This is a genomic window from Lapillicoccus jejuensis (assembly GCF_006715055.1).
GTDB classification, from domain to species: Bacteria; Actinomycetota; Actinomycetes; order Actinomycetales; family Dermatophilaceae; genus Lapillicoccus; species Lapillicoccus jejuensis.
The window spans coordinates 987,638-1,013,885 of sequence record NZ_VFMN01000001.1; the positions used below are offsets into that span (position 1 = coordinate 987,638).

The window sequence follows — 26,248 nt, forward strand, 5'->3', positions numbered from 1 at the left end:
CCCATGTCCGGCCCGACGACGACGCCGACCCCGGCGACCGCGCCCCCGCTGCGGGCGCTCGTCGTCGACGACGAGGCCCCGACCCTCGCCGAGCTGGCCTGGCTGCTCGAGCAGGACGACCGGGTCGGCGAGGTCCGGACGGCGTCCTCGGGCACCGACGCGCTGCGCGTCCTCGAGGACAGCACGGTCGACGTCGTCTTCTCCGACGTCTCGATGCCGGGCCTGGACGGCCTCGACCTCGCCCGGGTCCTCGCCCGCTTCTCGCAGCGCCCGCAGGTCGTCTTCGTCACCGCGTACGACGACCACGCCGTCGACGCCTTCGAGCTGGCCGCCACCGACTACGTCATGAAGCCGATCCGCGCGGAGCGGCTGCGCGAGGCGGTGCGCCGGGTCGTCGAGAAGCGCGACGCCGGCGAGGAGCGCCCGGGCGAGCGCGACGACGCCGCGGCGCGCGGGCCGCAGGACGAGACGATCCCCGTCGAGCTCGGCGGGGTGACGACCTTCGTGCAGCGCAGCCGGATCCGCTACGCCACCGCACACGGCGACTACGCCCGGCTCCACACCGACGCCGGGTCGCACCTGGTGCGGGTCTCCCTCAACGCCCTCGAGGAGCGCTGGGGCGAGGCCGGGTTCGCCCGGATCCACCGCTCCACCCTCGTGTCGCTCCCGCACGTCACCTCCGTCTCGATGGACGGCGGCCGCTGCCGGGTCAGCGTCGGCGACGTCGTCCTGCAGGTCAGCCGCCGGCACACCCGCGCCCTGCGCGAGCGGCTGCTGCGCAGCCCCCGATGAGCCCGACGACCCGATGAGGCACCGGTGACGACGCCGACCCCACCGCCGCGGCGGGTACGCGTCACCTCCCCCCGCCGCGACGCCCGACGGCGCGCCGAGCGCCGCCCGGCGACCCTCGAGCTCGCCGAGCAGACCGGCCTCGGCGAGGTCTACCTCGCCGCCCTGCTGCGCGCCCAGCGCCGCCTCGCGGCCGCGATCCTGCTCGGCATCGCCGTGCCGCTGGCGGGGCTGCCGGCGCTCTTCGCCCTCGTGCCCGCGACCCGCGCCGTGCACCTCGGCCCCGTGCCCCTGCCGTGGGTCGTCGTCGGCGTCCTGCTCTACCCCGTCGTCGTCCTCGCCGCCCGGATCTACGTTCGGCAGTCCGAGCGGGTCGAGCGCGAGTTCGCCGAGCTCATGGGCCAGCGGTGAGGTCGGGGTGAGGTCGAGGTGAGGTCACCCGGCGCGGTCGTCGCCGTCACCCTCGTCTGCCTCGTCACCCTGGCCGTCGGCGCCTTCGGACTGCGGCTGTCGCGCACGACGAGCGACTTCTACGTCGCCGGCCGCAGCGTCTCCGCGCGCTGGAACGCCTCGGCGATCAGCGGCGAGTACCTCTCGGCCGCCTCGTTCCTCGGTGTCGCCGGCCTCGTCTTCTCGCTCGGCGCCGACATGCTGTGGTTCCCCGTCGGCTACACCGTCGGCTACCTCGTCCTGCTCGTCCTCGTGGCCGCCCCGCTGCGCCGCTCGGGCGCCTACACGCTGCCCGACTTCGCCGAGCTGCGGCTGCAGTCGCGCGGGATCCGGCTGCTCGCCTCCGTCCTCGTCGTCGGGATCGGCTGGCTCTACCTGCTGCCCCAGTTCCAGGGCGCCGGGCTCGCGCTGGCGACGGTGACCGGCGCGCCGCCGTACCTCGGCAACGTCGTCGTCGCCCTCGTCGTCCTCGCGAGCGTCGCCGCCGGCGGGATGCGCTCGATCACCCTCGTGCAGGCGGTGCAGTACTGGATCAAGCTCACCGCGATCGCCGTCCCCGCCTTCGTCCTGATGCTCGTCTGGGCGCGCAACGGGCACCCGCTGCCGGCCGCCGAGGGCGGCTGGGAGGGGGCCCTGGCCGGCTTCGGGGCCCGCGAGCACCCCACCTACGCGACGTACAGCACGCTGCTCGCGCTGTGCCTCGGGACGATGGGGCTGCCGCACGTGCTCGTCCGCTTCTACACCAACCCCGACGGCCCGTCGGCGCGCCGGACGACGCTCATCGTCATCGCGCTGCTCGGCGCCTTCTACGTCGTCACCCCGGTGTACGGCGTCCTCGGGCGGGTCTACGTCCCCACCCTCCCCGACGGCCTGCGCGCCGACGCCGTGACCCTGCTCGTCCCCGAGGCGGTGTCCCCCGGCACCCTCGGCGCGCTGCTGTCGGCCGTCCTCGCCGGCGGCGCGTTCGCCGCCTTCCTCTCCACCGCGTCCGGGCTGACCGTGTCGGTCGCGGGGGTGCTCGACCAGGACCTGCTCGGCGCGCGGATGCGCCGCACCACCGGGGGTGACGTGCCGCCGGCGCGCACCTTCCGGCTCTCCGCCGTCGTCGCCGTCGCCGTCCCGGCCGTGGCCAGCCTCGTCGGGGTCAGCACCAGCCTCGCGGACACGGTGGGCCTCGCCTTCGCCGTCGCGGCGTCGACGTTCTGCCCGCTGCTCATCCTCGGGGTGTGGTGGCGCCGGCTGTCGGTGACCGGCGCCGCCGCCGGTCTGCTCACCGGCGGCACCCTGGCGCTGGCCGCCACCGTCGCGACGGTCGCGGGCGTCGCGTCCGGGCGCGGGTGGGCCGGCGCGCTGCTCGCGCAGCCGGCGGCGTGGACGATGCCGACGGCGACGCTCGTCATGGTCCTCGTCTCGCTCGCCACCCCGGGCCGCGTGCCGCCGGGGACGGCCCGCACCCTCGTGCGGCTGCACGTCCCCGAGGACGTGCTCGCCGCCACCCGCGGCCGCCGGGCGGACGCCGACGAGGGCGGCGCGCTCAGCCGCCGGTGAGCAGCGCGTCGACGCCGGCGGCCGGCACCCCGAGGCCGGTGCAGGCGTCCCAGCCGGGCGCGGCGTCGTACGCCCCGTTGGAGCCGGTCGTCACGTCGCGCAGGCCCGCCGGCGTGACCCCGGGACGCGCGGCGGCGTACAGGTGCGGCTGGACCGGCCCGAGCCGGCGCCTGGAGAGCTGGGCGACCCGTGCCACGAGACCTGCCCACAGCGGCGCGACGGCGCTGGTGCCCCCGATGACCTGCGGGGTGCCGTCGACGAGGACCCGGTAGCCGGTCGCCGGGTCGGCGACCGCGGCGACGTCCGGCACCCCGCGGCCGGTCGCGGTCGTGCCGGACCGGTCCCCGACGCCGGCGCCGGCCTGCCACGACGGCAGCGGGAAGGTGTCCGAGACGCCGCCCCCGGTGGCGCCGCCCCGCGCGCCCCCGTCCCACACCGTCTCCGAGACGACCCGGCCGCCCTGGACCGTGAGCGAGGTGCCGCCGCACGAGACGGTGTGCGGGCTGGCCGACGGGAAGTCGACGTGCACGCCGGCGGCGCCGTCCGCGCTGCCGCTGTCGCCGGCGGCCGTCAGCACGACGACCCCCAGCGCCTCGGCGTCGGCGAAGGCCTGGTCCATCGCCGTGCGCGCCTGCGCGGTCCACTGGTCCTCGCTCTGCCCCCAGCTGATGCTCAGCGCCACCGGCGTCGGCGTCGCGTGCGTCGCCGTGGCCACGGCGTCGAGGAACCCCGCGTCGGTGTTGGGGGCGAAGTAGACGACGAGGTCGGCCCTCGGGGCCACGCCCCCGGCGACCTCGATGTCGAGCAGCACCTCGCCGTCGGCGCCCTGCGGGTCCTGCCCCGGCGCGTTGGCGGCCCCGTCGACCCCGACCGCGGTGATCGAGGGCGTCGGAAGACCCAGTCCTGAGAAGTAGGTGCTCAGGTCCTGCTGGTCGAACCCCCCACCCAGCTCGACGATCGCGATGGTCTGGCCGGTGCCGTCGGCCTGCGGCATCCCGTAGACCTGCGCCAGCTCCACCGGGGTGTACGACGTCCCGCCGGCCGCCGCCGCGGCGACCACGTGGCGGGTCCGGGCCTGCGGCCGGTCGTCGAGGCCGAGCACGGCCGTGACGACGTCGGCCAGCTCGGCGGGGACGCCGAGCGCCCCCTCCCGGGCCCGGACGTCCACGCCGTCCACGCTGGCGCCGTGCAGCGACGTCGCGAACACGTCCTCGAGGACGGCCACCGGCGCCTGCACGCGCACGCGCCGCGACGGCCCGTGCGCCTCCAGCACGGTGACGCCGTGCGCCTCGAGCACCCGGGTGACCAGCGCGAGGTCGTCGGGCGCGGCGCCGTACGACGCCCCGAGCTCCGCGGCCTCCAGCCGCCGACCCTCGGGCAGGTCGCCGTGGCGGCGCAGCACGAGGGTGGCCTGCGCCACGGCGCCGTCGGGCAGCCCGCGGGTGGGGGCGTCCAGGGCCGGGCGCTCGCTGCCCGGCAGCAGCCGCCGCCCGCGCTCCCCGTCGGGGGTCGAGGTGGACGAGGTCGGGGAGGTCGTCATCGGCGCACGGTAGGACCGCAGTCTGCGAGTTCGCCGGGAGGACCCGGCGGGGCGTCGTACCGCTCGGCGCGCGGGGCCGACCGCTCGCCGCAGCCGACCCCGCCGCTGGGCGAACGGCCACCCCGCCCGCCGCGCGGCACCTTCCCGGCCCCGGGCGGGCGACCGCACGATGGCCGACGCCGGGCACGGCAGCTCGTCCCGGCACCATCCCGCACTCCACCACCAAGGAGGTGGCCCGTGAGCAACGACGCTCTCGACCGCACCGGGGAGCCGACGGCCTACGAAGAGGTCCAGGCGTCCCCCGAGTTCGCGGAGCTGCGCAGCACGTTCCGGTCCTTCGTCTTCCCGCTCACCGCCGGGTTCCTCGTCTGGTACTTCCTCTACGTGCTCTGCGCCGCGTTCGCGCCGGGCTTCATGTCGACCAGGCTCGTCGGCAACATCAACGTCGGCCTCGTCTTCGGGCTGCTCCAGTTCGTCTCGACGTTCGCCATCACGATCCGCTACGTGCGCTGGGCCGACCGCGAGTTCGACCCCGCCGCCGACGCCCTCGCCGCCCGCGTCGAGAGGGGCGGTCGATGAGCGCCCTCCCCGTCCTCGCACCGGCCGCCGAGGCGGTCAAGGTCGGCAACCCGACCGTCAACATCGTCATCTTCGCGCTGTTCGTCGTCGTGACGATCGGCATCGTCCTGCGCGCCTCGCGCAGCAACCGGACCGCCGCGGACTACTACGCCGGCGGGCGCGCGTTCACCGGCCGGCAGAACGGCATCGCCATCTCCGGCGACTATCTGTCGGCGGCGTCGTTCCTCGGCATCACCGGCGCCATCGCCATCAACGGGTACGACGGGTTCCTCTACTCGATCGGCTTCCTCGTCGCCTGGCTCGTCGCCCTGCTGCTCGTCGCCGAGCTGCTGCGCAACACCGGACGCTTCACGATGGCCGACGTCCTCAGCTTCCGCCTCCAGCAGCGGCCGGTCCGGATCGCGGCGGCCGTCTCGACCCTCGTCGTCAGCCTCTTCTACCTGCTCGCGCAGATGGCCGGCGCCGGCGGTCTCGTCTCGCTCCTGCTCGGCATCAGCAGCACCGCGGGCCAGAACCTCATCATCGTGCTCGTCGGCGTCATCATGGTCGGCTACGTCCTCATCGGCGGGATGAAGGGCACGACCTGGGTGCAGATCATCAAGGCGACGCTGCTCATCGTCGGCACCTTCGTCATGGCCGTGTGGGTCCTCGGCAAGTACGGCTTCAACCTGTCCTCGGTCTTCCAGGGCGCGGTCGACAAGGCCGGCGGCGGCGCCAAGGGCGAGGCGCTGCTCAACCCGATGAAGCAGTACGGCAAGACGACGACGAGCAAGATCGACTTCATCTCGCTCTCGCTCGCGCTCGTCCTGGGCACCGCCGGCCTGCCGCACGTCCTCATGCGCTTCTACACCGTCCCGACCTCGAAGGAGGCGCGCAAGTCGGTGGAGTGGGCGATCTGGGTGATCGGCTTCTTCTACCTCATGACCCTCGTCCTCGGGTACGGCGCCGGCGCCCTCGTCGGGGCCGCCGAGATCAACGCGGCCCCCGGCAAGGTCAACTCGGCGGCGCCGCTGCTCGCCTACGAGCTCGGCGGGACGTTCCTGCTCGGCATCATCGCGGCGGTCGCCTTCGCGACGATCCTCGCGGTGGTCGCCGGCCTGACCATCACGGCGAGCGCGAGCTTCGCGCACGACATCTACGGCCAGGTCATCAAGAAGGGCCAGGTGTCCGCGGACGGCGAGGTCCGGACGGCGCGCATCTCCGCGCTCGTCATCGGCGCGGTCGCCATCGTCGGCGGCATCTTCGCCAACGGGCAGAACGTCGCCTTCCTCGTGGCCCTCGCCTTCGCCATCGCGGCGAGCGCGAACCTGCCGACGATCCTCTACTCGCTCTTCTGGAAGCGGTTCAACACGACCGGGGCGCTGTTCTCGATCTACGGCGGCCTGGCGGTCTCGCTCGTCCTCATCGTCTTCAGCCCCGTCGTGTCGGGCAAGAAGAACCCCGACGGCACGTCGGCGGCGATGATCAAGGACGTCGGGGTCGACTTCCACTGGTTCCCGCTCGACAACCCGGGCCTGGTCTCGATCCCGCTCGGCTTCCTGCTCGGGTGGCTCGGCACCGTCATCTCGCGCGAGCACAACGCCCGCAAGTACGCCGAGATGGAGGTGCGCGCGCTCACCGGGGCGGGCGCCGAGAAGGAGACGGCCGCGCACTAGCCGTCCGACGGGTCGCCGTACGACGCACCGGCCCCACCCCCGCTCGGGGGGTGGGGCCGGTGGCGTGTCCGGGGTGGGGGCGGCTCAGGCCGAGGCCGTACGACGCCGCGCGGCCGCCGCCCCGCGCGCGAGGACGACGAGCACGGCGAGGACCGCGGCGACGACGTACCAGGTGCTGCCGAGCTCGAGCGCGCGGCGGGCCGCGGTGAGACCCTGCTCGCGCACGGGTGCGCCGCTGGCCCGCAGCCCGTCGGTGAGGACCGCGGGACCGGTGCGGCGCGGGGTGCCGGCGAAGCCGGCCACGAGACCGGTCCGCACGGCGACGCCCGCGGCGAAGGCGAGCAGCACCGCCGCGACCCCGAGGACGGTCGGCGCGACCCGGCTCGCCCTCGCCCGGACGAAGGGCAGCGCGAGGGCGAGCGCGAGCAGCGGCCCCCACATCAGGTGCGGCGCGGGGCTGAGGCCGAGGACCAGACCGGTCGTCACGGCGAACCGGACCGGGCTCGCGGCGGCCCCGGCCCCGAGGGCGAGCCCGAGCAGGACCGCGACGACGACGAGCACGAGGCCGACGGGCGGCAGGGCGCCCACGCCGGTGAGGACGAGGGCGAGGACCGGGAGACCGACCGCGAGGACGAAGCGCGGCCAGGGCGCGGTGACGAGGGCGGCGACGACGGCCGCGCCGGTCAGCCCGCCCAGGACCGCCGCCCCGGTGAGCGCCCCGGTCGGTACGTGGAGGAGCGGCACCAGGCCCTGCCAGGACAGCGGCCACCACAGCAGCAGCGCCAGGACGACGCCCCCGACGACGAGGCCCCACTCGCGCCAGGCGCGCAGGTCGCGGTCGGGCCGCCGGTCGGGCCGCCTGTCGGGATCGCGACGACTCGTCCGTGGCGACGCGGCGGGCTCGGCGGCGGGCTCGGCGGCGGGCTCGGCGGCGGGCTCGGCGGTGCCGGCCTCGGCGGTGGCGGGCTCGGACGGGGTCGTGGGGCCGGACATGAGTTGCTCCTATGTCAAGCCGCTGCCGGGAGGGCAGCGTGGTGACGGTTGTGGTGGTCGGTGGTCAGGTGGTGGAAGGCGACGCGGGCCAGGCGGCGTTTGAGGCAGCGCAGGGCCTCGGTCTTCGACTTGCCCTCGGCGAGCTTCTTCTCGTAGTAAGCCCGGCCGAGTGTGCCGGGCATGCGGGCCTGGGTGATCGCGATGCGGTGGATGGCGGCGTTGAGCTGGCGGTTGCCCGAGCGGGTCATCCGCACTCGGCCGGCGGTGCTGCCGGACCACACCGGGATGGGCGCGATACCGGCGTGGCGGGCGAACGCGGCCTCGCTCTTGAACCGGGTGACCCCGGCGGACTCGCCCAGCAGCTTGGCCGCGGACAGCTCCCCGCACCCGGGCATCGCCAGCAGGCTCGGGGCGTGCCGGCGGGCCAGGGCCCCGATCCGGCGCTGCAGCTCCTTGATCCGCACGGTCAGCGCGATGACGTCGTCCAGCTCGTCCAACGCCAGCTCGGCCACGATCCCGCGCACCGTGAGCAGCCACGCCCGCAGCGTCTGCTGGTGCTTGGCCTTGTCCAACGACCGCTCCTTCGGGGCGTGGGCCGGGTCCAGCTCGTGCACCCGCCACAGCAGGCTGTTGATCGTGCGGGTCCGGGTACCCACCAACGCCTCTCGTCGGTCGACCAGCAGCTTGGCCTCGCGGGAGATCTCGTCGTGCGAGGCCACCGGCAGCGACGGCTCACGCAGGAACGCCCGCGCCACGGCCAACGCGTCGATCGGGTCGGACTTGCCCCGGGTCCGCGCCACCCGACGCTGCTCGGCCATCATCTTCGGTGGCACCCGCACCACCTTCTGACCAGCGCTGAGCAGGTCCCGCTCCAACCGAGCCGACAGGTGCCGGCAGTCCTCGACCGCCCAGGTCAGGTCCTGACCGGGGAACCGTTCCCGCGCCCACCGCAACGCCTGCGCGTGCCCGGCGGTGGTGGCCTCGACCGTGCGCTGCCCGGCCTGGCGGCCGACCTCGTCGACTGCGACGAACGTGTGCGTGCGCTTGTGCACATCCGCGCCAACAACAACCATGGAGGTTGCCTCCTCTCACCCGATGCACCTGATCCGATAGGTGCATCTGCTCAGTGACTGGACGGTTGGGCCGGTCGGCGGACACATCTCAGTGGGGGCGACGCCACGCTCCTATCAAGTCACGCCGGCCGGCTCCTTCACACCCGGTGCCGGCACAACGCATGGACATCAGCCCTCGGGGACCGAAGGCGACAGGCACGCTACGAGCCAGACACCAGGTGCTCAGGATCCAACCACCGCGTGAGCGGCGACAGTCACCCTGACACTGACCCGCACGCTAACCCGGTCCCGCGGGAGCCCCGGGACGGTCGTCACCGGCCTCACACCGGTCGTCCCGAATGGCGGGTGTCGGTGGCCCGGTCCACGATGGGCGGGCGGCGGCGACACCCAGCGTCCGCCCAGCACTGCCCCAGCGCGCACTCAGCGACACCCGACCCGCACCAGGAGATCCCGTGCCCAGACCCCTGCCCCGCCGGCCCCGCCGGCGGCTCGCCCTGCTCGCCACCGCCCTCGTCACCACCGCCGCCACGCTCGTCGGGGCGACGGGCGCCGCGAGCGCCACCGCCGGACCGGCGGCGCCGACGGCCGTGCAGTCCTCGACCCCGGTGCCGATCGACACCCCCGACGGGCAGCTGTCGGCGTACGTCGTCCTCGCCACCCAGGCCGGCCCCGCCGACATGGCGACGGTGCGGACCGCCGTGCGCAAGGCCGGCGGCGTCGTCGTCCAGGCGTGGCCGCAGATCGGTGTCGTCGTCGCGCACTCCGACAGGGCCGCCTTCCGCACGCAGGTCGTCGCGCTGGGCGCCGGCACCGTCTCGGGCGCCCAGCCGACCCGCACGGTCGCCGTCTCCGAGGGCACCCCGGACGGCATCACCACGCCGTGGTCGTCGACCGCGGCGCTCGCGAAGGCGGCCCGGGTCACCAAGGCCTCCCCCGCGGGCGGTGCGGCCCTCGCCGCCGCCCCGGTCACCGACCCGCGCGAGTCGGAGCAGTGGGACATGCGGATGATCAAGGCCGACAAGGCCCACGAGATCACCGACGGGTCCCCCGAGGTCGTCGTCGGCGTCCTCGACAGCGGCATCGACGCCTCGCACCCGGACCTCGCGCCCAACATCGACGCCGCCGACTCGGTCAACTGCACCGACGCCGGCCGCCCGGACACCTCGGCCACCGGGTGGCTCCCGACGACGAGCCTGCACGGCACGCACGTCGCGGGGACCATCGCCGCCGCCCGCAACGGGGTCGGCATCGTCGGGGTCGCGCCCGGCGTCAAGCTCGCCTCGGTCAAGGTCGTCAACGACGACGGGTTCATCTACCCGGAGTACGCCGTGTGCGGCTTCATGTGGGCCGGCCAGCACAAGCTGGACGTCACCAACAACAGCTACTACGTCGACCCGTTCGAGTTCTACTGCGGCGACCAGCCGGAGCAGGCCGTCCCGATGGAGGCCGTGCGCCGCGCCGTCGCCTGGTCGACCTCGCAGGGCGTCGTCCACGCCGCGGCCGCCGGCAACTCGGCCGTCGACCTGGCGAACAAGACCACCGACGCCGGCAGCCCCGACGACGGCACCCCCGTCGAGCGCACCCTGAACCCGACGTGCAAGGACATCCCGGCCGAGCTCGACGGTGTCGCGACCGTCTCGGCGCTGTCCCAGGTCGGCACCACCCTCGAGGGCACGCTCGCGTCGTACTCCAACCGCGGGCTCGGCGTCATCGACGTCGCCGCCCCGGGCTCGCGCATCCTCTCGACCGTGCCGGGCGGCGGGTACGCCCTGCTCAGCGGCACCTCGATGGCCTCACCGCACGTCGCCGGCGTCCTCGCGCTGCTCAAGTCCGTGCACCCGACGTGGTCGCCGGCGCAGCTGCTCGCGACGCTCGACGCGCAGGCCGACGCCCAGGCGTGCACCGCCACGCCCGGCGGCCCGTCCTGCCTCGGCCGCACCGCCGACAACTCCTACTACGGCAACGGCAAGGTCGACGCCAACCAGGCCGTCCGGCAGTGACGCCCGCCTAGCCCCGCCCGCACGCCGTACGGCGCCGTCCCCACCCCGGGGGCGGCGCCGTCCGCGTGATCAGGGCCCGTCACCCCCCGGACCCCACATGTTGGGTGTGGTCAGCTGGCCTCGGCGGGCCAGCCGTGGGCCTCGTTGAGCCGGGCCTCGACCCGGGCCAGGTCGCCGGCCGACGGCAGAGCGTCGGTGATCTTGGAGATGCTCACGGCGATGTCGGTGCTCGTCCCCTCGGGTCGCATGGCCGCGATCTCCTCGGCGACCTGACGCACCTCGTCCTCGGTGAGCCGGCGGCGCAGCAGTGCGAGGACGGGGACGTAGTCCTTGGGCGGGATGCCTGTCGGGTAGCCGGCGACGAGCCAGTCCAGCACGCCGCGCAGGCGGTCGTTCAGCGCCATCGCTGCTCCTTCCGGGAGACGGACGGACCGTGAGCCCGTCCGGTCGGGCTGCTACTTCGCGACGAGGGTCGGGTAGATGTGCTCGAAGGACACGGCCTTCCCGAACCCGGAGGCCACGACGATGGTGATCCCGATGGCGATCCCGGCGAGCACGACGGCGAAGCACAGGCCGGCGAGGACGCGGCCGAGCGGGTGCGGTCGGGCCGAGGTGTCGACCTCCGCCTCGCCGCCCGTGCCCCAGGCCAGCGAGCGGATGCCGGCGGCGAAGACCAGGGGCAGCCCGGCCCCGAGCACGAGGCTGACGAGCAGCACCTTCCAGGCGCCGGACAGGGCGAGCGCGAGCTGGTTCACGCGGCCATCTCCTTCACGCGGACCTCGGCCTCGGCCGGCGCCGACCACTCGTCGTTGACGTTGCCGGCGTGGACCGGCTGCTTGCGGGACCGGGCGTACATGTAGCCGGCCATCCCCACGAGGATCACGAAGACCACGAGCGCCCCGGCGAGCCCGCCGATGGCGTGGCCCACCCACCACATGACCGCGCCGACGACGGCCGCCGCGGGCAGCGTGATGAGCCAGGCGGCGACCATCCGGCCGGCGACGCCCCAGCGGACCTCGGCCCCGCGCTTGCCGACGCCGGTGCCGAGGATCGACCCGGTCGCGACGTGGGTCGTCGACAGGGCGAAGCCCAGGTGGCTCGAGGCGAGGATGACGGCCGCGGACGAGGCCTCGGCGGCCATACCCTGCGGCGGCGAGATCTCGACCAGCCCCTTGCCGAGGGTGCGGATGACCCGCCAGCCGCCGATGTAGGTGCCGAGCGCGATGGCCAGGGCGCAGGCCGCCTTGACCCAGAACGGGATGTTCTTCGTGTCGCTCCAGTGGCCCGTGCCGATGAGCGCGAGGGTGATGACGCCCATCGTCTTCTGCGCGTCGTTGGTGCCGTGCGCGAGCGAGACGAGCGACGCGGAGCCGATCTGGCCCCAGCGGAACCCGTTGTCGGTGAAGCGCTGGGCGACCCCCTTGGTCGCCTGGAACACCAGCCAGGTGCCGACCGCGGCGACCAGACCGGCGATGACCGGTGAGACGAGCGCGGGCAGGATGACCTTGCCGACGACCCCGTCGAGCTTGTTGCCGGTGCCGACCCAGTGCACCCCCGAGAACCCGAGGGCGGCGATGGCGGCGCCGATGAGGCCGCCGAAGAGCGCGTGCGACGAGGACGACGGCAGCCCGAGCAGCCAGGTCAGCAGGTTCCACACGATCCCGCCGACGAGGCCGCACAGCACGATGAGCAGGAGCGCGTACCCGCCGTCAGCGGTGAACTCCGCCTTGGGCAGGCCCGACTTGTCCTGGATGTTGATGACCGCGTTGGTGACGGTGAGCGCCACCTCGACGGACAGGAACGCGCCGACGAGGTTGAGGACGCCGGAGAGCGCCACGGCGACCTTCGGCTTGAGGGCCCCGGTGGCGATCGACGTGGCCATGGCGTTCCCGGTGTCGTGGAAGCCGTTGGTGAAGTCGAAGGCGAGGGCCGTCACCACGACGAGCGCGAGGATGACGGTGGCAGTGGTCACGTACTCCATTGTCTGGTGACCGTGGGGTGCTCCACGCCATCGAGCGAGGTGTTCGCCCACTGTTCACCTGGGGGCCTCACCGGTGGAGCGAGTGCCACCTCTCGCGCCGCCGCGGCAGGCCCGAGTGGGGACGAGCGCCCGTACGGGGTCCCGCGGACGTCTTCGCCGCGCGCCTCGCCTCGCGGCGCGCGATGGCCGCCTGCTCCTGCTCGGCGGCCACCGGCCGCGGCGGGGCGCTCCCGCCCCGGGCCGCGGGCACCCACCAGCGGTCCTGCGCGTCGCGGGGCGCCTGCGGGTAGCCGTCCATCGCCTCCTCGAGCAGCTGCGCGAGGCGCTCCCCCAGCCGCGCCGTGACGTCGTACGGCGACTCGTCGGGACCGACCGGGAGCGGCTCGCCGACGAGGACGGTGATCGCGGCCCCGCGCCGCCGCATCCACCGCGGCCCGGCGGTGAGCACCCGCTGGCTGCCCCACACGACGACGGGGACGAGCGGCGCCCCCGTGCGCTGGGCCAGGAAGGCGGCGCCGGGCTTCATGTCCTTGAGCGTGAACGACCGGCTGATCGTCGCCTCGGGGAACAGCCCGACGACGTCGCCGCGGCGCAGCCACGCGTCGGCGGCGCGCAGCGCCGGCACCCCGGGCGTGCCGGGGCGCCGGTCCACGGGGACGTGCCCCATCGCGCGCATCGCCGGCCCGACGACCGGGGGCTCGAAGACCGACTGCTTGGCCATGAAGCGGACGAACCGGCCGCGCCGCCGCCCGGCGAGGCCGACGAAGGTGAAGTCGAGGTAGCCGACGTGGTTGCTGGCCAGGACGGCCGGTCCGGTGGCCGGCAGGTGCTCGGCGCCGCGCACGGTGATCCGCAGGCCGAGGGCGAGGAAGACGAGACGGACGAGCGCGATGACGAGCCGGTAGGGCAGGTCGAGGCGGCGGGAGAGCGACGGACCGGGGGACGACCTCATGCACGACCTTCGTCGCCGGGGGCCGGACGGTTCGTCCTGCCCGTTGGTCGAGGATTTCACCCCGCTCGCCGGACCGCCGTCGGACCCCCCTTGAAGGCGCCGAGACGGGAGGGGTTGAGTAGGGGCGACACCACCCGCACCGACGCAGGAGGACGCCCGTGTCCAGCACCACCGCCGAGCCCGCCGAGCACGCCGAGAGGCGCCACTTCCCGCCGGACCCGGCGTTCGCCGAGCAGGCCAACGGCACCGCGGACCTCGTCGAGGCCGCCGCGGCCGACCACGAGGGGTTCTGGGCCGAGCAGGCCCGCACCCGGCTGACCTGGGCGAAGGACTTCGACCAGGTCCTCGACTGGAGCGAGGCCCCGTTCGCGCGGTGGTTCGTCGGCGGCGAGCTCAACGTCGCGGTCAACTGCGTCGACCGGCACGTCGACGCCGGGAACGGCGACCGGGTCGCCATCCACTTCGAGGGCGAGGGCGGTGACACCCGCACCCTCACCTACGCCGACCTGCAGCGCGAGGTCGCCAAGGCCGCCAACGCGCTCGCGTCGCTCGGCGTGGCGAAGGGCGACCGGGTCGCCATCTACCTGCCGATGATCCCCGAGGCCGCCATCTCGATGCTGGCCTGCGCCCGTCTCGGCGCCCCGCACTCGGTCGTCTTCGGCGGGTTCTCCTCCGACGCCCTCAAGGCCCGCATCGCCGACGCCGAGGCCAAGGTCGTCATCACGAGCGACGGGCAGTTCCGCCGCGGCAAGGCCGCCCCGCTCAAGCCTGCCGTCGACGCCGCCGTATCGGGTGAGACGACCGTGGAGAAGGTGCTCGTCGTGCGCCGTACGGAGGCGGACGTCGACTGGCACGAGGGCCGCGACGTGTGGTGGCACGACGTCGTCGACTCGGCGAGCGACCAGCACGAGGCGCAGCCGGTGGACAGCGAGCACCCGCTGTTCATCCTCTACACGTCCGGCACGACGGGGAAGCCGAAGGGGATCCTGCACACCTCCGGCGGCTACCTCACCCAGGTCGCCTACACCAACGCCGTCGTCCACGACCTGCACCCGGAGACCGACGTCTACTGGTGCACCGCCGACGTGGGCTGGGTGACCGGCCACTCCTACATCGTCTACGGGCCGCTGGCCAACGGCGCGACCCAGGTGATGTACGAGGGGACGCCCGACACCCCGCACCAGGGCCGCTGGTGGGAGATCGTCCAGAAGTACGGCGTGACGATCCTCTACACCGCGCCCACGGCGATCCGCACCTGCATGAAGTGGGGCGACGACATCCCGGCGAGGTTCGACCTGTCCTCGCTGCGCGTCCTCGGCTCGGTCGGCGAGCCGATCAACCCCGAGGCGTGGCTCTGGTACCGCCGGGTCATCGGCGGCGACAAGGCGCCGATCGTCGACACCTGGTGGCAGACCGAGACCGGCGGGATCATGATCAGCCCGCTGCCGGGCCTGACCGACCTCGAGCCCGGCTCGGCCCAGAAGCCGATCCCCGGCATCAGCGCCGAGATCCTCGACGACGAGGGCCAGCCGCTGCACGACCCGGAGAAGGTCGGCTACCTCGTCCTCACCAAGCCGTGGCCGGCCATGCTGCGCGGCATCTGGGGCGACCCGGAGCGGTACAAGGAGACGTACTGGAGCCGGTTCGGGCCCGAGTACTACTTCGCCGGTGACGGCGCGAAGTACGACGCGGACGGCAACATCTGGCTGCTCGGCCGGGTCGACGACGTCATGAACGTCTCCGGCCACCGGCTGTCCACGGCCGAGATCGAGTCCGCGCTCGTCTCGCACCCGAGCGTCGCCGAGGCCGCCGTGGTCGGCGCCACCGACGAGACGACCGGCCAGGCGGTGTGCGCGTTCGTCATCCTGCGCGGCGGCGCCGAGGACCGCGGTGACGAGACCGTGCAGGAGCTGCGCAACCACGTCGCCAAGGAGATCGGCCCGATCGCCAAGCCGCGCCAGATCATGGTCGTGGCCGAGCTGCCCAAGACGCGCTCGGGCAAGATCATGCGCCGCCTGCTGCGCGACGTCGCCGAGAACCGCGAGGTGGGGGACGTGACGACCCTCGCCGACTCGACGGTGATGGACCTCATCAAGACCGGGATGTCCGGCTCCTCCGAGGACTGACCGGACACAGGGAACCCCACGTCCTGGTGCCGCTCCGGCGCGCAGGACGTGGGGTTCCGTGTGTCTAGAAGAGGGTGGGCTCGGGCACCGGCTCCCGTACGACGTCCTGCGCCGCACCCCCGCGCGCCGCACCACCGCGCCAGGTCTCGGGGCGCCAGGTGCCGCGGGGGGCGAACCGCGCCGTGGTGGGGCGGGGCGTCGTACGGCGGCGGTCGAGGCCGTGGCGGGCGACGGCCTCGCGGAAGCGGTCGGCGAGCCAGTCGCGGTAGGGGCGGGCGACGTACGACCCGCCGCGGTAGAGGCGCTCGTAGCGCGGGACGAGGTCGGGGTGCTCGCGCCCCAGCCAGGCGAGGAACCACTCGCGCGCGCCGGGGCGCAGGTGCAGCGCGGTGTGCCCGACGAAGGACGCGCCGGACTCGGCGATGGCGGCGAGGGCACGGTCGAGGTGCTCGGCGGAGTCGGTGAGCCCGGGCACGACGGGCATGACGTAGACGCCGACGTCGAACCCGAGGTCGGTCGCGGCGCGGACGGTGGCCAGCCTCGCCGCCGGCGTCGGCGTGCCCGGCTCGAGCGCCTGGTGCAGCCCCTCGTCGTGGATGGCGCACGAGACGGCGAGGTCCACCGGCACCGCCTGCGCGGCCTCGACGAGCAGCGGCAGGTCGCGGCGCAGCAGCGTGCCCTTGGTGAGGATGCTGAACGGCGTGCCCGACCCGGCGAGCGCCACGATGACGTCCGGCATGAGCCGGTAGCGGCCCTCGGCGCGCTGGTAGGGGTCGGTGTTGGTGCCGAGCGCGACGTGCGCGCGCGTCCACGACGCCCGCCCGACCTCGCGGGCCAGGACCTCCCCGACGTTGACCTTGACGACGAGCTCGCGGTCGAAGTCGGCGCCGCTGTCGAGGTCGAGGTAGCGGTGGGTGCCGCGGGCGAAGCAGTAGACGCACGCGTGGGTGCACCCCCGGTAGGGGTTGACCGTCCACTCGAACGGCACCCCCGACGCGGCCGGCACCCGGTTGAGCGCGCTGCGGGCGAGCACCTCGTGGAAGGTCACGCCGGCGAACTCGGGCGTCGTCACCGACCGGACGAGCCCCGGGATCGCGGCGGGACGGGCGAGCCCGGGCAGCGCGCCGGCGTCGCTCGCCGTCAGCTCCTGCCCGCTCCACCGCACCCCCGAAGTCGAACACCTGTACGACGTCCCTGTCAACCGGTCCGCGCGCGGGCTGTGCCGTGCCCCACCCGGTGGGGCACGGCACAGCCTGTCGGCGGCGCTCGCTAGGGTCGCCGCCATGTCGACGTACGTGCTCGTCCCCGGTGCCTGGCTCGGCGGTTTCGCCTGGGAGCGGGTCGTGCCCGCCCTCCTCGACGCCGGCCACGACGTGCGGCCGGTGACGTTGCCCGGGCTCGGCAACCGCGCCGACGAGGCGGCCGAGCGTGAGATCGGCCTGCAGGACCACGTCGACGACCTCGTCCGGCTCGTGCAGGGCCAGGACCTCACCGACGTCGTCCTCGTCGGCCACAGCTACTCCGGGATCCCGACGTCGCTCGCCGCGCTCGCGCTCGGTGACCGGGTGCGTCGGCTCGTGCTCGTCGACGCGAACGTGCCCGAGGCCGGTCGGCCCTTCGTCTCCGACGGCTTCCGCGCCCGCCTGCAGGAGGCGCTCGACGCCAACGGCGGGATGTGGCCGCCGCTCGGCCACGACGACCTGCAGGACCAGGACCTGGCCCACGAGGACGTCCACTTCTTCGAGGACTGGGCCAAGCCGCACCCGGGCCGCACCCTCACCGACCCGGTCCGCGACGACGCCGGCCTCGCCGACGACCTGCGCGCGCTGCCGACCCTCTACGTCACGTGCCTCGAGGACGGCGACGAACCGTCGCCGGCCGTCGCGGCGCTGCTGGGGTCGCCGCACTGGCGCCTCGCCACCCTCGACACCGGGCACTGGCCGATGTGGAGCGCCCCCGACGCGCTCGCGGCCCTCCTGCTGGAGGGCTGACGCCTCAGTCCCCGAGGTGCGCGGCGAGCGCGGCGATGTCGTCCGGGCCGAGCCCGCAGCACCCGCCGACGTACGACGCCCCCGCCTCCACCCACGCGTCGACGAGGTCGAGGTCGAGCGGCACCCCGGTCGACCAGACCTTGCTCCCCGCGTCCCAGGTGCCGCCGCGGTTGGGGTAGGCGACGGCCGGGCGGCCGGTGACGGCGACCGCCGTGCGCACGGCGCCCAGGACGTCGGCCTGGTCGGAGCAGTTGACCCCCACGGCGACGAGCGGCTCGCAGCCCGCGAGGACGGCGTAGGCCTCCTCGAGGGGCTGCCCGGCGTTCGTCTCGTCGCCGCGCACCGAGTAGGAGAACCACGCCGGCACGCCGAGCTCGTCGAGCAGCGCGGTGAGGACGACCGCCTCGTCGAGGTCGGGGACCGTCTCGACCGCGAGCAGGTCGGCGCCGGCCGCCGCGAGCAGCTCGAGCCGAGGGCCGTGGAAGGTGCGCAGCTGCGCCGCGGTGAGGCCGTAGCGCCCGCGGTACTCCGAGCCGTCGGCCAGCGAGGCGCCGTACGGCCCGACCGAGGCGGCGACGAGCAGGCCGGGCCGCTCGTCGGCGAGCTCGTCGCGCACCTCGACGGCGAGCCGCACGGCCCGGCCGACCAGCCGCGCGGCCTCGTCCTCGTCCAGCCCGGCCGCGACGAAGCCCTCGACGGTCGCCTGGTAGGTCGCGGCCGTGGCCACCCGGGCGCCGGCGCGGTAGTAGTCGCGGTGCGCGGCGGCGACGAGCTCGGGCTCGTCGAGCAGCAGCCGTGCGGTCCACAGGTCACCGGTCAGGTCGGCGCCGCGCCGCTCCAGCGCGGTGGACAGGCCGCCGTCGAGGACCACGGTCGGGAGGGGTCCGGGCATCAGCGGCGCCGGCCCCGCGCCCGCAGCCGCACCGACGGCAGCGGCGGCGCGGCGAGCCGCTCCCCATCGGGGTAGTCGACCTCGCCGAAGCGCGGGTCGCCGCCGGCGTTCCACCGCTCGCGGGCCTCGACGACCTCCTCGTGGGTGCGGCCGACGAAGTTCCACCACATGACGATCTCCTCCTCGAACGGCGTGCCGCGGAGCAGGAGGACCCGGGCGTCGGGCGACAGCGCCACCTCGAGCGAGGCGCGGTGAGTTCCCAGGAAGAGACCCTGTCCCGTCCCGACGGTCACGCCCTCGACGGTCACCTCTCCCGACAGCGGCGCGAGCAGGTGCTCGTACGACGCCTCGAGGGTCAGCCGCGCGCGACCGTCACCCCGCGCGCCACCCCGCCCGTCACCGTCCGCGGCGGGCGTCAGCTCGGCGCCCAGCAGCGGGGTGAACGCCTGCTCCGGCCCGACCAGACCGGCCAGCGCGCCGGAGAACACGGCCACCCCGACGCCGTCGACGACGGTCGACGGCGCGGGCTCGTGGAGCGTGAACGCCTTGGCGCCCCACCGCTGCTCGTCCGGCAGGGCGACCCACAGCTGCGCGCCGTGCAGCACCGCCGCGCCCTCGTCGCCCCGGTCGACCGCCTCCCCCTCGGAGCCCGCCGGCACGACGACGTCCTCGCTGTGCGCGATGCCCGCCCCGGCCGTCATCACCGCGACCCGGCCCGGCACGACGTCGGCGACCGAGCCGAGCGAGTCGCGGTGCCGCACCCGCCCGGACACGAGCCAGCTGACCGTCTGCAGGCCGGTGTGCGGGTGAGGCGCGACGTGCATCGCGTCGCCGTCGGTCACCGGCCGCGGCCCGTAGAGGTCGACGAAGCACCACGCCCCGACCATCCGCCGGTCGCGGTGCGGGAGCACCCGCAGCACCTCGCTGCGCGGGCTGATCCGCGCGTGCACCGCGTCGAGGACGAGCAGCTCGCGGCCGCACTCGCGGGGGTCGTCGGCGACGTCGCGGTAGACGTCCGTCTCGGTGCTGCTCATCCCGATAGCATGGGGTACGGAGCGCCGGGAAGCCTGGTCGGCAGCACTCGACCGACCCCTCGACCCCCGACCCGCCCTCGGAGGCCCCGTGTCCCGCTCCCCCGCCCCGCTCGCCCGCCGCCTCTTCGACCGCGGCTCGTGGCCCGAGGCCCGCTACGTCGCCTCCGCCCTGCGCACCGAGACCGTCGGCGGCGCCCTGCTGCTCGGCGCCGCCCTCCTCGCCCTGCTGTGGGCCAACTCGCCCTGGCAGGAGGCCTACTCCACGCTGCGCGACACCCGGGTGGGGCCGTCCGCCCTGCACCTCGACCTCAGCCTGGCCCAGTGGGCCTCCGACGGGCTGCTGGCCGTCTTCTTCCTCGTCGCCGGGATCGAGCTCAAGCGCGAGTTCACGACCGGTGACCTCGCCGACCGCAGCCGCGCGGTGGTGCCGGTCGTCGCGGCGGCGTGCGGGGTCGCCGTACCGGCGCTGCTGTTCACCCTCGTCGCCGTGACCCGCGGGGCGGACGGCGACGTCCTGCGGGGCTGGGCGGTGCCCACGGCGACGGACATCGCCTTCGCGCTCGCCGTCCTCGCCGTCATCTCGACGCACCTGCCGTCGGCGCTGCGCTCGTTCCTGCTCACCCTGGCCGTCGTCGACGACCTCATCGCCATCACGATCATCGCGGTCTTCTACACCGACGAGCTCGCCGTCGTGCCGCTGGTCCTCGCGCTCGTCCCGCTCGCGCTCTTCACGCTCATGCTCCGGGTCGGCTGCCGCGCACCCCGGTGGCGGCCGCTGCTGCACCACCCGCTCGTCCTCGCCGTCCCGGCGCTCGCCGCGTGGGCGCTGGTCCACGCGGGCGGGATCCACGCGACGGTCGCCGGGGTCCTGCTCGGGCTGAGCGTGCCGGTCGCGCGCGACGGCCTCGGCCGCGACGGCCACTCGCTGGCGGAGACGATGGAGCACCGGCTGCGGCCCTGGTCGGCCGGGATCGCCGTCCCCGTCTTCGCGTTCTTCGCCGCCGGCGTCCGCGTCGTCGGCGGTGGCCTCGGTGAGGCGCTGTCCGACGTCGTCGTCCTCGCCGTCGTCGTCGGGCTCGTCCTCGGCAAGGCGCTCGGGGTGCTCGGCGGCACCTGGGCCGTGGCCCGCTTCACCCGCGCCGAGCTCGACGACGACCTGGCCTGGAGCGACGTCGCGGGCCTCTCGCTGCTGGCCGGCGTCGGCTTCACCGTGTCGCTGCTCATCGGCGAGCTGGCCTACGGGCCGGGCTCCCCCCGCGACGAGCACGTCAAGCTCGCGGTGCTGCTCGGGTCGTTGCTGGCGGCCCTGCTCGCGGCGGTCGTCCTGCGCCGGCGCAACCGGCACTACCGGCTCGTCGAGGAGCGCGAGGGGGTCGACGACGACGGCGACGGGGTGCCGGACGTCTACCGGCGCACGCCGGACGCCGGTTGTCAGTAGGCTCGACGGGTACGACCCCAGTCCACCCTCGCGGTCGTGAAGGAGCTCGTGCCATGTCCAGCAGCACCACCCGTCCCACCGACCACCCGTCCGGAGACCGGTCGATCGGGCAGATCATCGCCTCGGTCAGCGACGACCTGAAGTCGGTCGTGTCCGCCGAGGTCGCGCTGGCCAAGCTCGAGGTGCAGGCCTCGCTCAAGGAGGCCGCCAAGGGCGCGCCGATGCTCGTCGTCGCCGGCGTGCTCGCGCTCTACGCCCTCGGCCTGCTGCTCACCGCGGCCGCCTGGGCGCTCGCCCTCGTCTGGCCGACCTGGCTGGCGTTCCTCGCCGTCGGCGTCCTGCTCGTCGCGCTCGCCGGGGTCCTCGCCCTCGCCGGGATCCGCCTGCTGAAGAAGGTCGACCCCAAGCCGACCCGGGCCATCGCCCACGCCCAGGAGACCCTCGCCGCCGTCAAGGAGGGCCGGGAGGCCGGCGCCGAGCACGCCGCGCTCATCCCTCCGTCGCGCGCCGAGGTCCCGCTCAGCGACCGCCCGGTGGTCTGAGCGGCCCGAGCCGCCCGGGCGACCCCGCGTCGCCAGGACCCGATGACCCCCGATGACCCCCCGATGACGAACGACGCCGCCTCCGTCCTCCTCGGCGGGCCGTGGACCCACCGCTTCGTCTCGGCCGGGGGGACGCGGTTCCACGTCGCCGAGGTCGGCGAGGGCCCGCTCGTGCTCCTGCTGCACGGGTTCCCGCAGTTCTGGTACGCCTGGCGCCACCAGCTCGTCGCTCTCGCCGACGCGGGCTACCGCGCCGCCGCGATGGACCTGCGGGGGTACGGCGCCTCGGACAAGCCCCCGCGCGGGTACGCCACCTACGCCGGCGCCGCCGACGCGGCCCGCGTCGTGCGCGCCCTCGGCGAGGAGCAGGCGGTCCTCGTCGGCCAGGGCCTCGGCGGGTTCATCGCCTGGTCGGTGCCGACGCTCCAGCCGGGCGTGGCGCGCGCCGTGGCGTCGCTGTCCATGCCGCACCCGCGGGTGGCCCGGCGGGCGTCGTACCTCGACCCGCGCCAGCGGCGGGCCAACCGCTACCTGCTCGACCTGCAGGTCCCCTTCCGGCCCGAGCGGGCCATGGCCACCGGGCCCGGGTACGTCGAGGCCCTCCTGCGCGAGTGGTCGTCGCCGAGCAGCGGCTTCCCCACCGAGGAGGACGTGCAGCGGTACGCCGCCTCGATGGCGCTGCCCTTCGTCGCCCACTCGGCGGCGGAGCACTACCGGTGGTTCGGCCGCAGCCAGCTGCGCCAGGACGGGCCGCTGTTCAACCGGCGGCTCAAGCCGCCGGTGCGTCAGCCGGTCCTCGTCCTGCAGGGCGCCGACGACGGCTGCGTGCTGCCGGCGGCGACGTACGGGCGGTCGCGGCGCTACGCCGCGGGCGGCTACGAGGAGCACCTGGTGACCGGCGCCGGCCACTTCCTCGCCGAGGAGGCGCCGGAGGAGGTCTCCAGCCTGCTGCTCGACTGGCTCGGCCGGCTGCCGCGCGCCCCGCGCCCGTGAGGGCGGCGCCCCGGCTGCCCGAGGACGGGTCGCTGCGCTGGTCCGCGCTGGTCGTCGGGGCCGGCGGGGAGGTCCTCCTCTCGCACGAGCCCGGGCGGGTGCTGCGCACCGCGAGCGTCGGGAAGCTCCTGCTCCTGCTCGAGGTCGACCGCCGGGCGGAGGAGGGGAGCCTCGAACCCGACCGGCCGGTGCCCCGTCCGGTGGACGGCGTGCGCGACTCGGGACTCTGGCACGCGATGGCGGCAACGACGCTGTCGGTCGGGGACCTCGCCGTGCTCGTCGGGTCGGTGAGCGACAACCTCGCCACCAACGCGCTGCTGCGCCTCGTCGGGCTCGGCGCGGTCGACCGGGTCCGCGCGGGGCTCGGGCTGGTCGACACGGCGCTGCACGACGAGGTCCGCGGGGCGCGGGCTCCGGACGACCCGAGGACGCTGTCGACCGGGCGGGCCGACGAGCTCGTGACGCTCGTGAGGACGGCGGTCGCCCGGCCGCGGGTGCGGGCCTGGCTCGAGGGCGGCACCGACCTGTCCATGGTCGCCGGCGCCTTCGGTCTCGACCCGCTCGCGCACCGGGAGGACGACGGGGCGCCGTACCGGCTGGCCCACAAGACCGGCACCGACGACGGCGTCCGCGCCGACGTAGGGGTGGTCGCGCGCCCCGGTCGCGGCGGGGAGACGTACGCCGTCGTGGCGAACTGGGCCCCTGCGGACGGGGACCGCACCGACGAGGTGCTGACGGCGATGCACGCCGTGGGCACCTGGCTCCGCTCGTCCCTCCCCTGACCCGGACTGCTGCGGAAACGGGACGTCGACGTCCCCCCCCAGAACCCGGACTGCTGCGGAAAGGTGACGTCGACGTCACCCCCCTTGCCCGGACTGCTGCGCGGGGGTGACGTCAGCTGACGGCGCAGGCGCCCGTCGAGACCTGCTGCGAGGCGCTCGAGGCCTGCTGGAGCACCGGCGCGGCCTCCTCGAGGGTGAGCGCGTAGCCGGTCCGGCTGTCGTCGAGCGACTTGGCGAAGACGATGCCGTCGACCTTGCCGTCGGTGCCGAGCAGCGGGCCACCGGAGTTGCCCGGCTGGACGGTCGCGTAGAGCGAGTAGATCTGCCGCGCGATCCCCGGCTGGCCGTAGATGTCCGACCCGGTGGCCGTGATGACCTGGCGCACGCGGGCCGCGTCGAGCCGGTAGGGCCCGTCGAGCGGGAACCCGGCGACGACCGCGGACGACCCGGCCTGCAACCCCTGACCGAGCTGGAGCGGCTGGGCCGGCAGCCCCGGCACGGCGAGGACGGCGAGGTCGCGCTGGGGGTCGAAGACGACGACCCGGGCCGCGTACGACGCCCCGACCCCGCCGATCCGCACGGACGGCTGGCTCATGCCCGCGACGACGTGGGCGTTGGTGACGACGCGGTCCGTGGCGATGACCCAGCCGCTGCCCTCCTGGCCGCGGTCGCACGACGTGGCGACCCCGGTGATCTTGACGATCGACGACGCGGCGGCGCGCACGGCGGCGGTCGTCGCGGCCCCGGCGTCCGGCGGCTGCGCCGGCAGGATCGGCTCGGGCGTGAGGCCCTCGAAGACCCGGGGGAAGCCGTTGCGGTCGAGCATCTCGCGGAACCCGGCGAAGAGCTGCCCGGTCTCGGCGGGGACGACCTCGTTGATGGTCCGCAGCACGCGCGACTCACCGATGGCGCGCGCCAGGGGCGGCGGGGCGGCCGGGCGGACGGCGCCGGCGATGAACCAGGCGAGCACCGCGAAGGCGGCCGACACGGCGACCGCGCCGAGCAGCGAGTCCACGGTCTTGACCGACCGCAGGCGCACGTGCGAGCGGATCCGCCCGCCCCACCGCACCATGACGCCCTGGCCGAGCGAGGCGACGAGGAAGACCCCCAGCACGAGCGCGACGACCCGCACCACCTCGTGGGCCTGGACCCACGTCGACTGCTGCAGGAGCAGCGGGAGCAGCCACAGCCCGAGCGCGCCCCCTCCGAGGAAGCCGGCCAGCGAGAGGGCGCTGACGACGAGCCCCTGCCGGTAGCCGCTGACGGCGTAGGACAGCAGGGCGAGGGCGAGTACGAGGTCGAGGATCACGCTGCCGGTCATCCGCGCCTCCCTCCGGCGAATCGGTCGGGCAGGGGCCGGGTCACCCCGGCGTCCCAGGGGCGGTCGAGCCCGGCGAGCTCGAGGGCCTTGCCGACGAGCCCCCCGGTGAAGCCCCACAGCAGCAGGTCCTCCCCGAGGTCGAAGGCGGGGCCCCGGTAGCCGGACGGGTGCACGACGGTGTGCCGGTGCGCGGGGTCGGTGAGCAGGTCGAGCGGGGCGAGGACGACGGTCTCCACCTCGGCCGGGTCGAGCGCCGTCACCGGTGAGGGCTCGCGCCACCAGCCGACGACCGTCGTCACGACGTTGCTCGAGTAGGGCAGGAAGAGCGCGGGCAGCTCGCCGAGCACCTCGACGCCGGCCGGGTCGAGGCCGACCTCCTCGTGCGCCTCGCGCAGCGCGGTCGCGGCGACGTCGGCGTCGCCCGGCTCGGCGCCGCCACCGGGCAGCGAGATCTGCCCGGGGTGCGCGCGCATCCGGTGGCTGCGCTCGGTGAGGACGAGGCTGTCGACGCCGCGCGGGTCGGGTCCGAAGAGCAGGAGCACCGAGGACTGGCGCAGGTCCTCCTCGCCGTCCGGGGGCAGGAACCGGCTGAACCACGACGGGTCCACCTGCGCCGCCGAGCGCAGCAGCGTGTCGAGGTACGCCGGCCGCGCGGCCCGCCCCGCGGGGTGCCGGGGCACCAGCGTCTCGCCGTACCGGGCGAACGACGCGACAGGACCGGCCGCCGGGCTCATCGGTGGGCCGCCGACGGCTCGGTCGGCGCGACGTCGTACGGGACCGGCTGCGCCGGGTCGTGCGGGTACGACGCCGCGGCGGCGACGAGGGCGTCGTACTCCTCCTCGCGCCCGGGGGCCAGCTCGTAGGCGAGCAGCTGCTCGGCCTTGACCGGGTCGCCCTCGCCCTCGCCCGAGGACGGGCACCAGCGCGCGACCGGGCAGGCCCCGCACGCGGGCTTCTTCGCGTGGCAGGTGCGCCGGCCGTGGAAGATGAGGACGTGGCTGAGCATCGTCCACTCCGTCCGGGGGACGAGCTCGCCGATCGCGGCCTCGACCTTGACCGGGTCCTCCTCCGTCGTCCAGCCGAAGCGGCGCGCGAGCCGGCCCACGTGGGTGTCGACGGTGATGCCGGGGACGCCGAACGCGTTGCCCAGCACGACGTTCGCGGTCTTGCGGCCGACCCCGGGCAGGGTGACGAGGTCCTGCAGCCGGCCGGGCACCTCGCCGTCGAAGCGCTCGACGAGGTCGGCGCCGAGCTTCATCAGCGCCGCGGCCTTGTTGCGGTAGAAGCCGGTCGAGCGGACCAGCTCCTCCAGCTCGACGCGGTCGGCGCCGGCGTAGTCGGCGGCGGTGCGGTACGTCGAGAACAGGGTCGGCGTGACGAGGTTGACCCGCACGTCGGTCGTCTGCGCGGACAGCACGGTCGCCACGAGCAGCTCGAGCGGTGTGCGGAAGTCGAGCTCGCAGTGGGCGTACGGGTAGCGCTCGTGCAGGACGCCGTACATCTTCCGGGCGCGACGCTTGCGCGCCACGGGCGACTCGGCCGCCGAGACCCGCGACGCCGTAGCGGACC

General features: G+C 74.8%; 25 protein-coding genes. 12 read left to right on the top strand and 13 right to left on the bottom strand.

What is annotated here, in order from left to right; all coding sequences use genetic code 11:
• Positions 1 to 3: 3 nt before the first annotated feature.
• Genes FB458_RS04735 through FB458_RS04745 form a run of 3 tightly spaced genes read left to right on the top strand, consistent with a single transcriptional unit; the run spans position 4 to position 2,787 of the window.
• On the top strand, positions 4 to 792 hold the full coding sequence (locus FB458_RS04735; protein ID WP_141847217.1) for a LytR/AlgR family response regulator transcription factor: 789 nt from the start codon (positions 4 to 6) through the stop codon (positions 790 to 792).
• Positions 793 to 816: 24 nt separating this feature from the next.
• On the top strand, positions 817 to 1,200 hold the full coding sequence (locus tag FB458_RS04740) for a hypothetical protein (protein WP_141847219.1): 384 nt from the start codon (positions 817 to 819) through the stop codon (positions 1,198 to 1,200).
• A gap of 18 nt (positions 1,201 to 1,218) precedes the next feature.
• Complete coding sequence (locus FB458_RS04745) at positions 1,219 to 2,787, top strand: sodium/solute symporter (RefSeq protein WP_141847221.1); 1,569 nt, start codon at positions 1,219 to 1,221, stop codon at positions 2,785 to 2,787.
• On the opposite strand, the gene FB458_RS04750 is transcribed toward FB458_RS04745, so the two are convergent.
• Positions 2,774 to 4,327 carry a S53 family peptidase gene (locus FB458_RS04750; protein WP_141847223.1) on the bottom strand — a complete coding sequence of 518 codons (1,554 nt, stop codon included), beginning with the start codon at positions 4,325 to 4,327 and terminating at the stop codon, positions 2,774 to 2,776. The genes FB458_RS04745 and FB458_RS04750 overlap by 14 nt on opposite strands.
• A 237-nt stretch (positions 4,328 to 4,564) precedes the next feature.
• On the opposite strand from FB458_RS04750, the gene FB458_RS04755 reads away from it, so the two are divergent.
• Both FB458_RS04755 and FB458_RS04760 read left to right on the top strand, forming a co-directional pair.
• Positions 4,565 to 4,906, top strand: coding sequence for a DUF485 domain-containing protein (locus FB458_RS04755; RefSeq protein WP_141847225.1), 342 nt, complete (start codon positions 4,565 to 4,567; stop codon positions 4,904 to 4,906).
• On the top strand, positions 4,903 to 6,561 hold the full coding sequence (locus tag FB458_RS04760; RefSeq protein ID WP_141847226.1) for a solute symporter family protein: 1,659 nt from the start codon (positions 4,903 to 4,905) through the stop codon (positions 6,559 to 6,561). Before FB458_RS04755 ends, FB458_RS04760 begins: the two co-directional genes overlap by 4 nt.
• A gap of 84 nt (positions 6,562 to 6,645) precedes the next feature.
• Here the strand turns inward: FB458_RS04760 and FB458_RS21215 are convergent, their stop codons facing one another.
• Positions 6,646 to 7,554, bottom strand: a complete 909-nt coding sequence (locus FB458_RS21215) for a hypothetical protein (RefSeq protein ID WP_170185565.1) — start codon at positions 7,552 to 7,554, stop codon at positions 6,646 to 6,648.
• Positions 7,555 to 7,568: 14 nt separating this feature from the next.
• On the bottom strand, positions 7,569 to 8,627 hold the full coding sequence (locus FB458_RS04770) for an IS110 family RNA-guided transposase (RefSeq protein WP_141847067.1): 1,059 nt from the start codon (positions 8,625 to 8,627) through the stop codon (positions 7,569 to 7,571).
• Between the two features lie 452 nt (positions 8,628 to 9,079).
• On the opposite strand from FB458_RS04770, the gene FB458_RS04775 reads away from it, so the two are divergent.
• Positions 9,080 to 10,627 carry a S8 family serine peptidase gene (locus tag FB458_RS04775; protein ID WP_246061069.1) on the top strand — a complete coding sequence of 516 codons (1,548 nt, stop codon included), beginning with the start codon at positions 9,080 to 9,082 and terminating at the stop codon, positions 10,625 to 10,627.
• 110 nt (positions 10,628 to 10,737) lie between these two features.
• Here FB458_RS04775 and FB458_RS04780 read toward each other — a convergent pair whose 3' ends face one another.
• From FB458_RS04780 to FB458_RS04795, 4 genes are all read right to left on the bottom strand, one after another.
• Positions 10,738 to 11,031, bottom strand: coding sequence for a DUF3349 domain-containing protein (locus FB458_RS04780; protein WP_141847230.1), 294 nt, complete (start codon positions 11,029 to 11,031; stop codon positions 10,738 to 10,740).
• 51 nt (positions 11,032 to 11,082) lie between these two features.
• Positions 11,083 to 11,382 carry a hypothetical protein gene (locus tag FB458_RS04785; protein ID WP_141847231.1) on the bottom strand — a complete coding sequence of 100 codons (300 nt, stop codon included), beginning with the start codon at positions 11,380 to 11,382 and terminating at the stop codon, positions 11,083 to 11,085.
• A complete protein-coding gene (locus FB458_RS04790) occupies positions 11,379 to 12,608 on the bottom strand; it encodes an inorganic phosphate transporter (protein WP_170185566.1) in 1,230 nt (409 codons plus the stop codon). Before FB458_RS04790 ends, FB458_RS04785 begins: the two co-directional genes overlap by 4 nt.
• Before the next feature lie 67 nt (positions 12,609 to 12,675).
• Entirely contained in the window at positions 12,676 to 13,560 is an 885-nt protein-coding gene (locus FB458_RS04795) for a lysophospholipid acyltransferase family protein (RefSeq protein ID WP_141847236.1), read from the bottom strand.
• Between the two features lie 158 nt (positions 13,561 to 13,718).
• On the opposite strand from FB458_RS04795, the gene acs reads away from it, so the two are divergent.
• Positions 13,719 to 15,686: an acetate--CoA ligase gene (gene acs, locus FB458_RS04800; protein ID WP_141847238.1), complete on the top strand. Its 1,968-nt coding sequence runs from the start codon at positions 13,719 to 13,721 to the stop codon at positions 15,684 to 15,686.
• Positions 15,687 to 15,750: 64 nt separating this feature from the next.
• Here the strand turns inward: acs and FB458_RS04805 are convergent, their stop codons facing one another.
• Positions 15,751 to 16,851 carry an Rv2578c family radical SAM protein gene (locus tag FB458_RS04805; RefSeq protein ID WP_170185567.1) on the bottom strand — a complete coding sequence of 367 codons (1,101 nt, stop codon included), beginning with the start codon at positions 16,849 to 16,851 and terminating at the stop codon, positions 15,751 to 15,753.
• Between the two features lie 118 nt (positions 16,852 to 16,969).
• Here FB458_RS04805 and FB458_RS04810 point away from each other — a divergent pair, with 118 nt between their 5' ends.
• Positions 16,970 to 17,677 carry an alpha/beta fold hydrolase gene (locus FB458_RS04810; RefSeq protein WP_141847242.1) on the top strand — a complete coding sequence of 236 codons (708 nt, stop codon included), beginning with the start codon at positions 16,970 to 16,972 and terminating at the stop codon, positions 17,675 to 17,677.
• Between the two features lie 4 nt (positions 17,678 to 17,681).
• Here FB458_RS04810 and mmuM read toward each other — a convergent pair whose 3' ends face one another.
• Positions 17,682 to 18,569 carry a homocysteine S-methyltransferase gene (gene mmuM, locus FB458_RS04815; RefSeq protein WP_141847244.1) on the bottom strand — a complete coding sequence of 296 codons (888 nt, stop codon included), beginning with the start codon at positions 18,567 to 18,569 and terminating at the stop codon, positions 17,682 to 17,684.
• Positions 18,569 to 19,603: a pirin family protein gene (locus FB458_RS04820; RefSeq protein WP_141847246.1), complete on the bottom strand. Its 1,035-nt coding sequence runs from the start codon at positions 19,601 to 19,603 to the stop codon at positions 18,569 to 18,571. The genes mmuM and FB458_RS04820 overlap by 1 nt, the downstream gene beginning before the upstream one ends.
• An 88-nt stretch (positions 19,604 to 19,691) precedes the next feature.
• On the opposite strand from FB458_RS04820, the gene nhaA reads away from it, so the two are divergent.
• The 4 genes from nhaA (at position 19,692) to FB458_RS04840 (ending at position 23,358) form a co-directional block, all read left to right on the top strand.
• On the top strand, positions 19,692 to 21,041 hold the full coding sequence (gene nhaA / locus FB458_RS04825; protein ID WP_141847248.1) for a Na+/H+ antiporter NhaA: 1,350 nt from the start codon (positions 19,692 to 19,694) through the stop codon (positions 21,039 to 21,041).
• 53 nt (positions 21,042 to 21,094) lie between these two features.
• On the top strand, positions 21,095 to 21,583 hold the full coding sequence (locus tag FB458_RS04830; protein WP_141847250.1) for a phage holin family protein: 489 nt from the start codon (positions 21,095 to 21,097) through the stop codon (positions 21,581 to 21,583).
• Positions 21,584 to 21,646: 63 nt separating this feature from the next.
• Positions 21,647 to 22,576, top strand: a complete 930-nt coding sequence (locus FB458_RS04835; protein ID WP_141847252.1) for an alpha/beta fold hydrolase — start codon at positions 21,647 to 21,649, stop codon at positions 22,574 to 22,576.
• Positions 22,573 to 23,358, top strand: coding sequence for a serine hydrolase (locus tag FB458_RS04840; protein ID WP_170185568.1), 786 nt, complete (start codon positions 22,573 to 22,575; stop codon positions 23,356 to 23,358). The genes FB458_RS04835 and FB458_RS04840 overlap by 4 nt, the downstream gene beginning before the upstream one ends.
• A 112-nt stretch (positions 23,359 to 23,470) precedes the next feature.
• On the opposite strand, the gene FB458_RS04845 is transcribed toward FB458_RS04840, so the two are convergent.
• The 3 genes from FB458_RS04845 to nth are packed head-to-tail and all read right to left on the bottom strand — an operon-like array spanning position 23,471 to position 26,180.
• Positions 23,471 to 24,679 carry a MarP family serine protease gene (locus FB458_RS04845; protein WP_141847256.1) on the bottom strand — a complete coding sequence of 403 codons (1,209 nt, stop codon included), beginning with the start codon at positions 24,677 to 24,679 and terminating at the stop codon, positions 23,471 to 23,473.
• The gene (locus tag FB458_RS04850; RefSeq protein WP_141847258.1) at positions 24,676 to 25,413 is read right to left on the bottom strand and encodes an NUDIX hydrolase; all 738 of its coding nucleotides are present in this window, start codon (positions 25,411 to 25,413) and stop codon (positions 24,676 to 24,678) included. Before FB458_RS04850 ends, FB458_RS04845 begins: the two co-directional genes overlap by 4 nt.
• A complete protein-coding gene (gene nth / locus FB458_RS04855; protein WP_141850336.1) occupies positions 25,410 to 26,180 on the bottom strand; it encodes an endonuclease III in 771 nt (256 codons plus the stop codon). Before nth ends, FB458_RS04850 begins: the two co-directional genes overlap by 4 nt.
• Positions 26,181 to 26,248 lie beyond the last annotated feature (68 nt).

Excerpts from the sequence above, each read along its gene's own strand:
- FB458_RS04735 (WP_141847217.1), top strand. The coding sequence starts at position 4 with ATGTCCGGCCCGACGACGACGCCGACCCCGGCGACCGCGCCCCCGCTG.
- FB458_RS04750 (WP_141847223.1), bottom strand. The coding sequence starts at position 4,327 with ATGACGACCTCCCCGACCTCGTCCACCTCGACCCCCGACGGGGAGCGC.
- FB458_RS04760 (WP_141847226.1), top strand. The coding sequence starts at position 4,903 with ATGAGCGCCCTCCCCGTCCTCGCACCGGCCGCCGAGGCGGTCAAGGTC.
- FB458_RS21215 (WP_170185565.1), bottom strand. The coding sequence starts at position 7,554 with ATGTCCGGCCCCACGACCCCGTCCGAGCCCGCCACCGCCGAGGCCGGC.
- FB458_RS04770 (WP_141847067.1), bottom strand. The coding sequence starts at position 8,627 with ATGGTTGTTGTTGGCGCGGATGTGCACAAGCGCACGCACACGTTCGTC.
- FB458_RS04780 (WP_141847230.1), bottom strand. The coding sequence starts at position 11,031 with ATGGCGCTGAACGACCGCCTGCGCGGCGTGCTGGACTGGCTCGTCGCC.
- FB458_RS04790 (WP_170185566.1), bottom strand. The coding sequence starts at position 12,608 with ATGGAGTACGTGACCACTGCCACCGTCATCCTCGCGCTCGTCGTGGTG.
- FB458_RS04795 (WP_141847236.1), bottom strand. The coding sequence starts at position 13,560 with ATGAGGTCGTCCCCCGGTCCGTCGCTCTCCCGCCGCCTCGACCTGCCC.
- FB458_RS04810 (WP_141847242.1), top strand. The coding sequence starts at position 16,970 with ATGTCGACGTACGTGCTCGTCCCCGGTGCCTGGCTCGGCGGTTTCGCC.
- mmuM (WP_141847244.1), bottom strand. The coding sequence starts at position 18,569 with ATGCCCGGACCCCTCCCGACCGTGGTCCTCGACGGCGGCCTGTCCACC.
- FB458_RS04820 (WP_141847246.1), bottom strand. The coding sequence starts at position 19,603 with ATGAGCAGCACCGAGACGGACGTCTACCGCGACGTCGCCGACGACCCC.
- FB458_RS04830 (WP_141847250.1), top strand. The coding sequence starts at position 21,095 with ATGTCCAGCAGCACCACCCGTCCCACCGACCACCCGTCCGGAGACCGG.
- FB458_RS04835 (WP_141847252.1), top strand. The coding sequence starts at position 21,647 with ATGACGAACGACGCCGCCTCCGTCCTCCTCGGCGGGCCGTGGACCCAC.
- FB458_RS04845 (WP_141847256.1), bottom strand. The coding sequence starts at position 24,679 with ATGACCGGCAGCGTGATCCTCGACCTCGTACTCGCCCTCGCCCTGCTG.
- FB458_RS04850 (WP_141847258.1), bottom strand. The coding sequence starts at position 25,413 with ATGAGCCCGGCGGCCGGTCCTGTCGCGTCGTTCGCCCGGTACGGCGAG.
- nth (WP_141850336.1), bottom strand. The coding sequence starts at position 26,180 with ATGTACGGCGTCCTGCACGAGCGCTACCCGTACGCCCACTGCGAGCTC.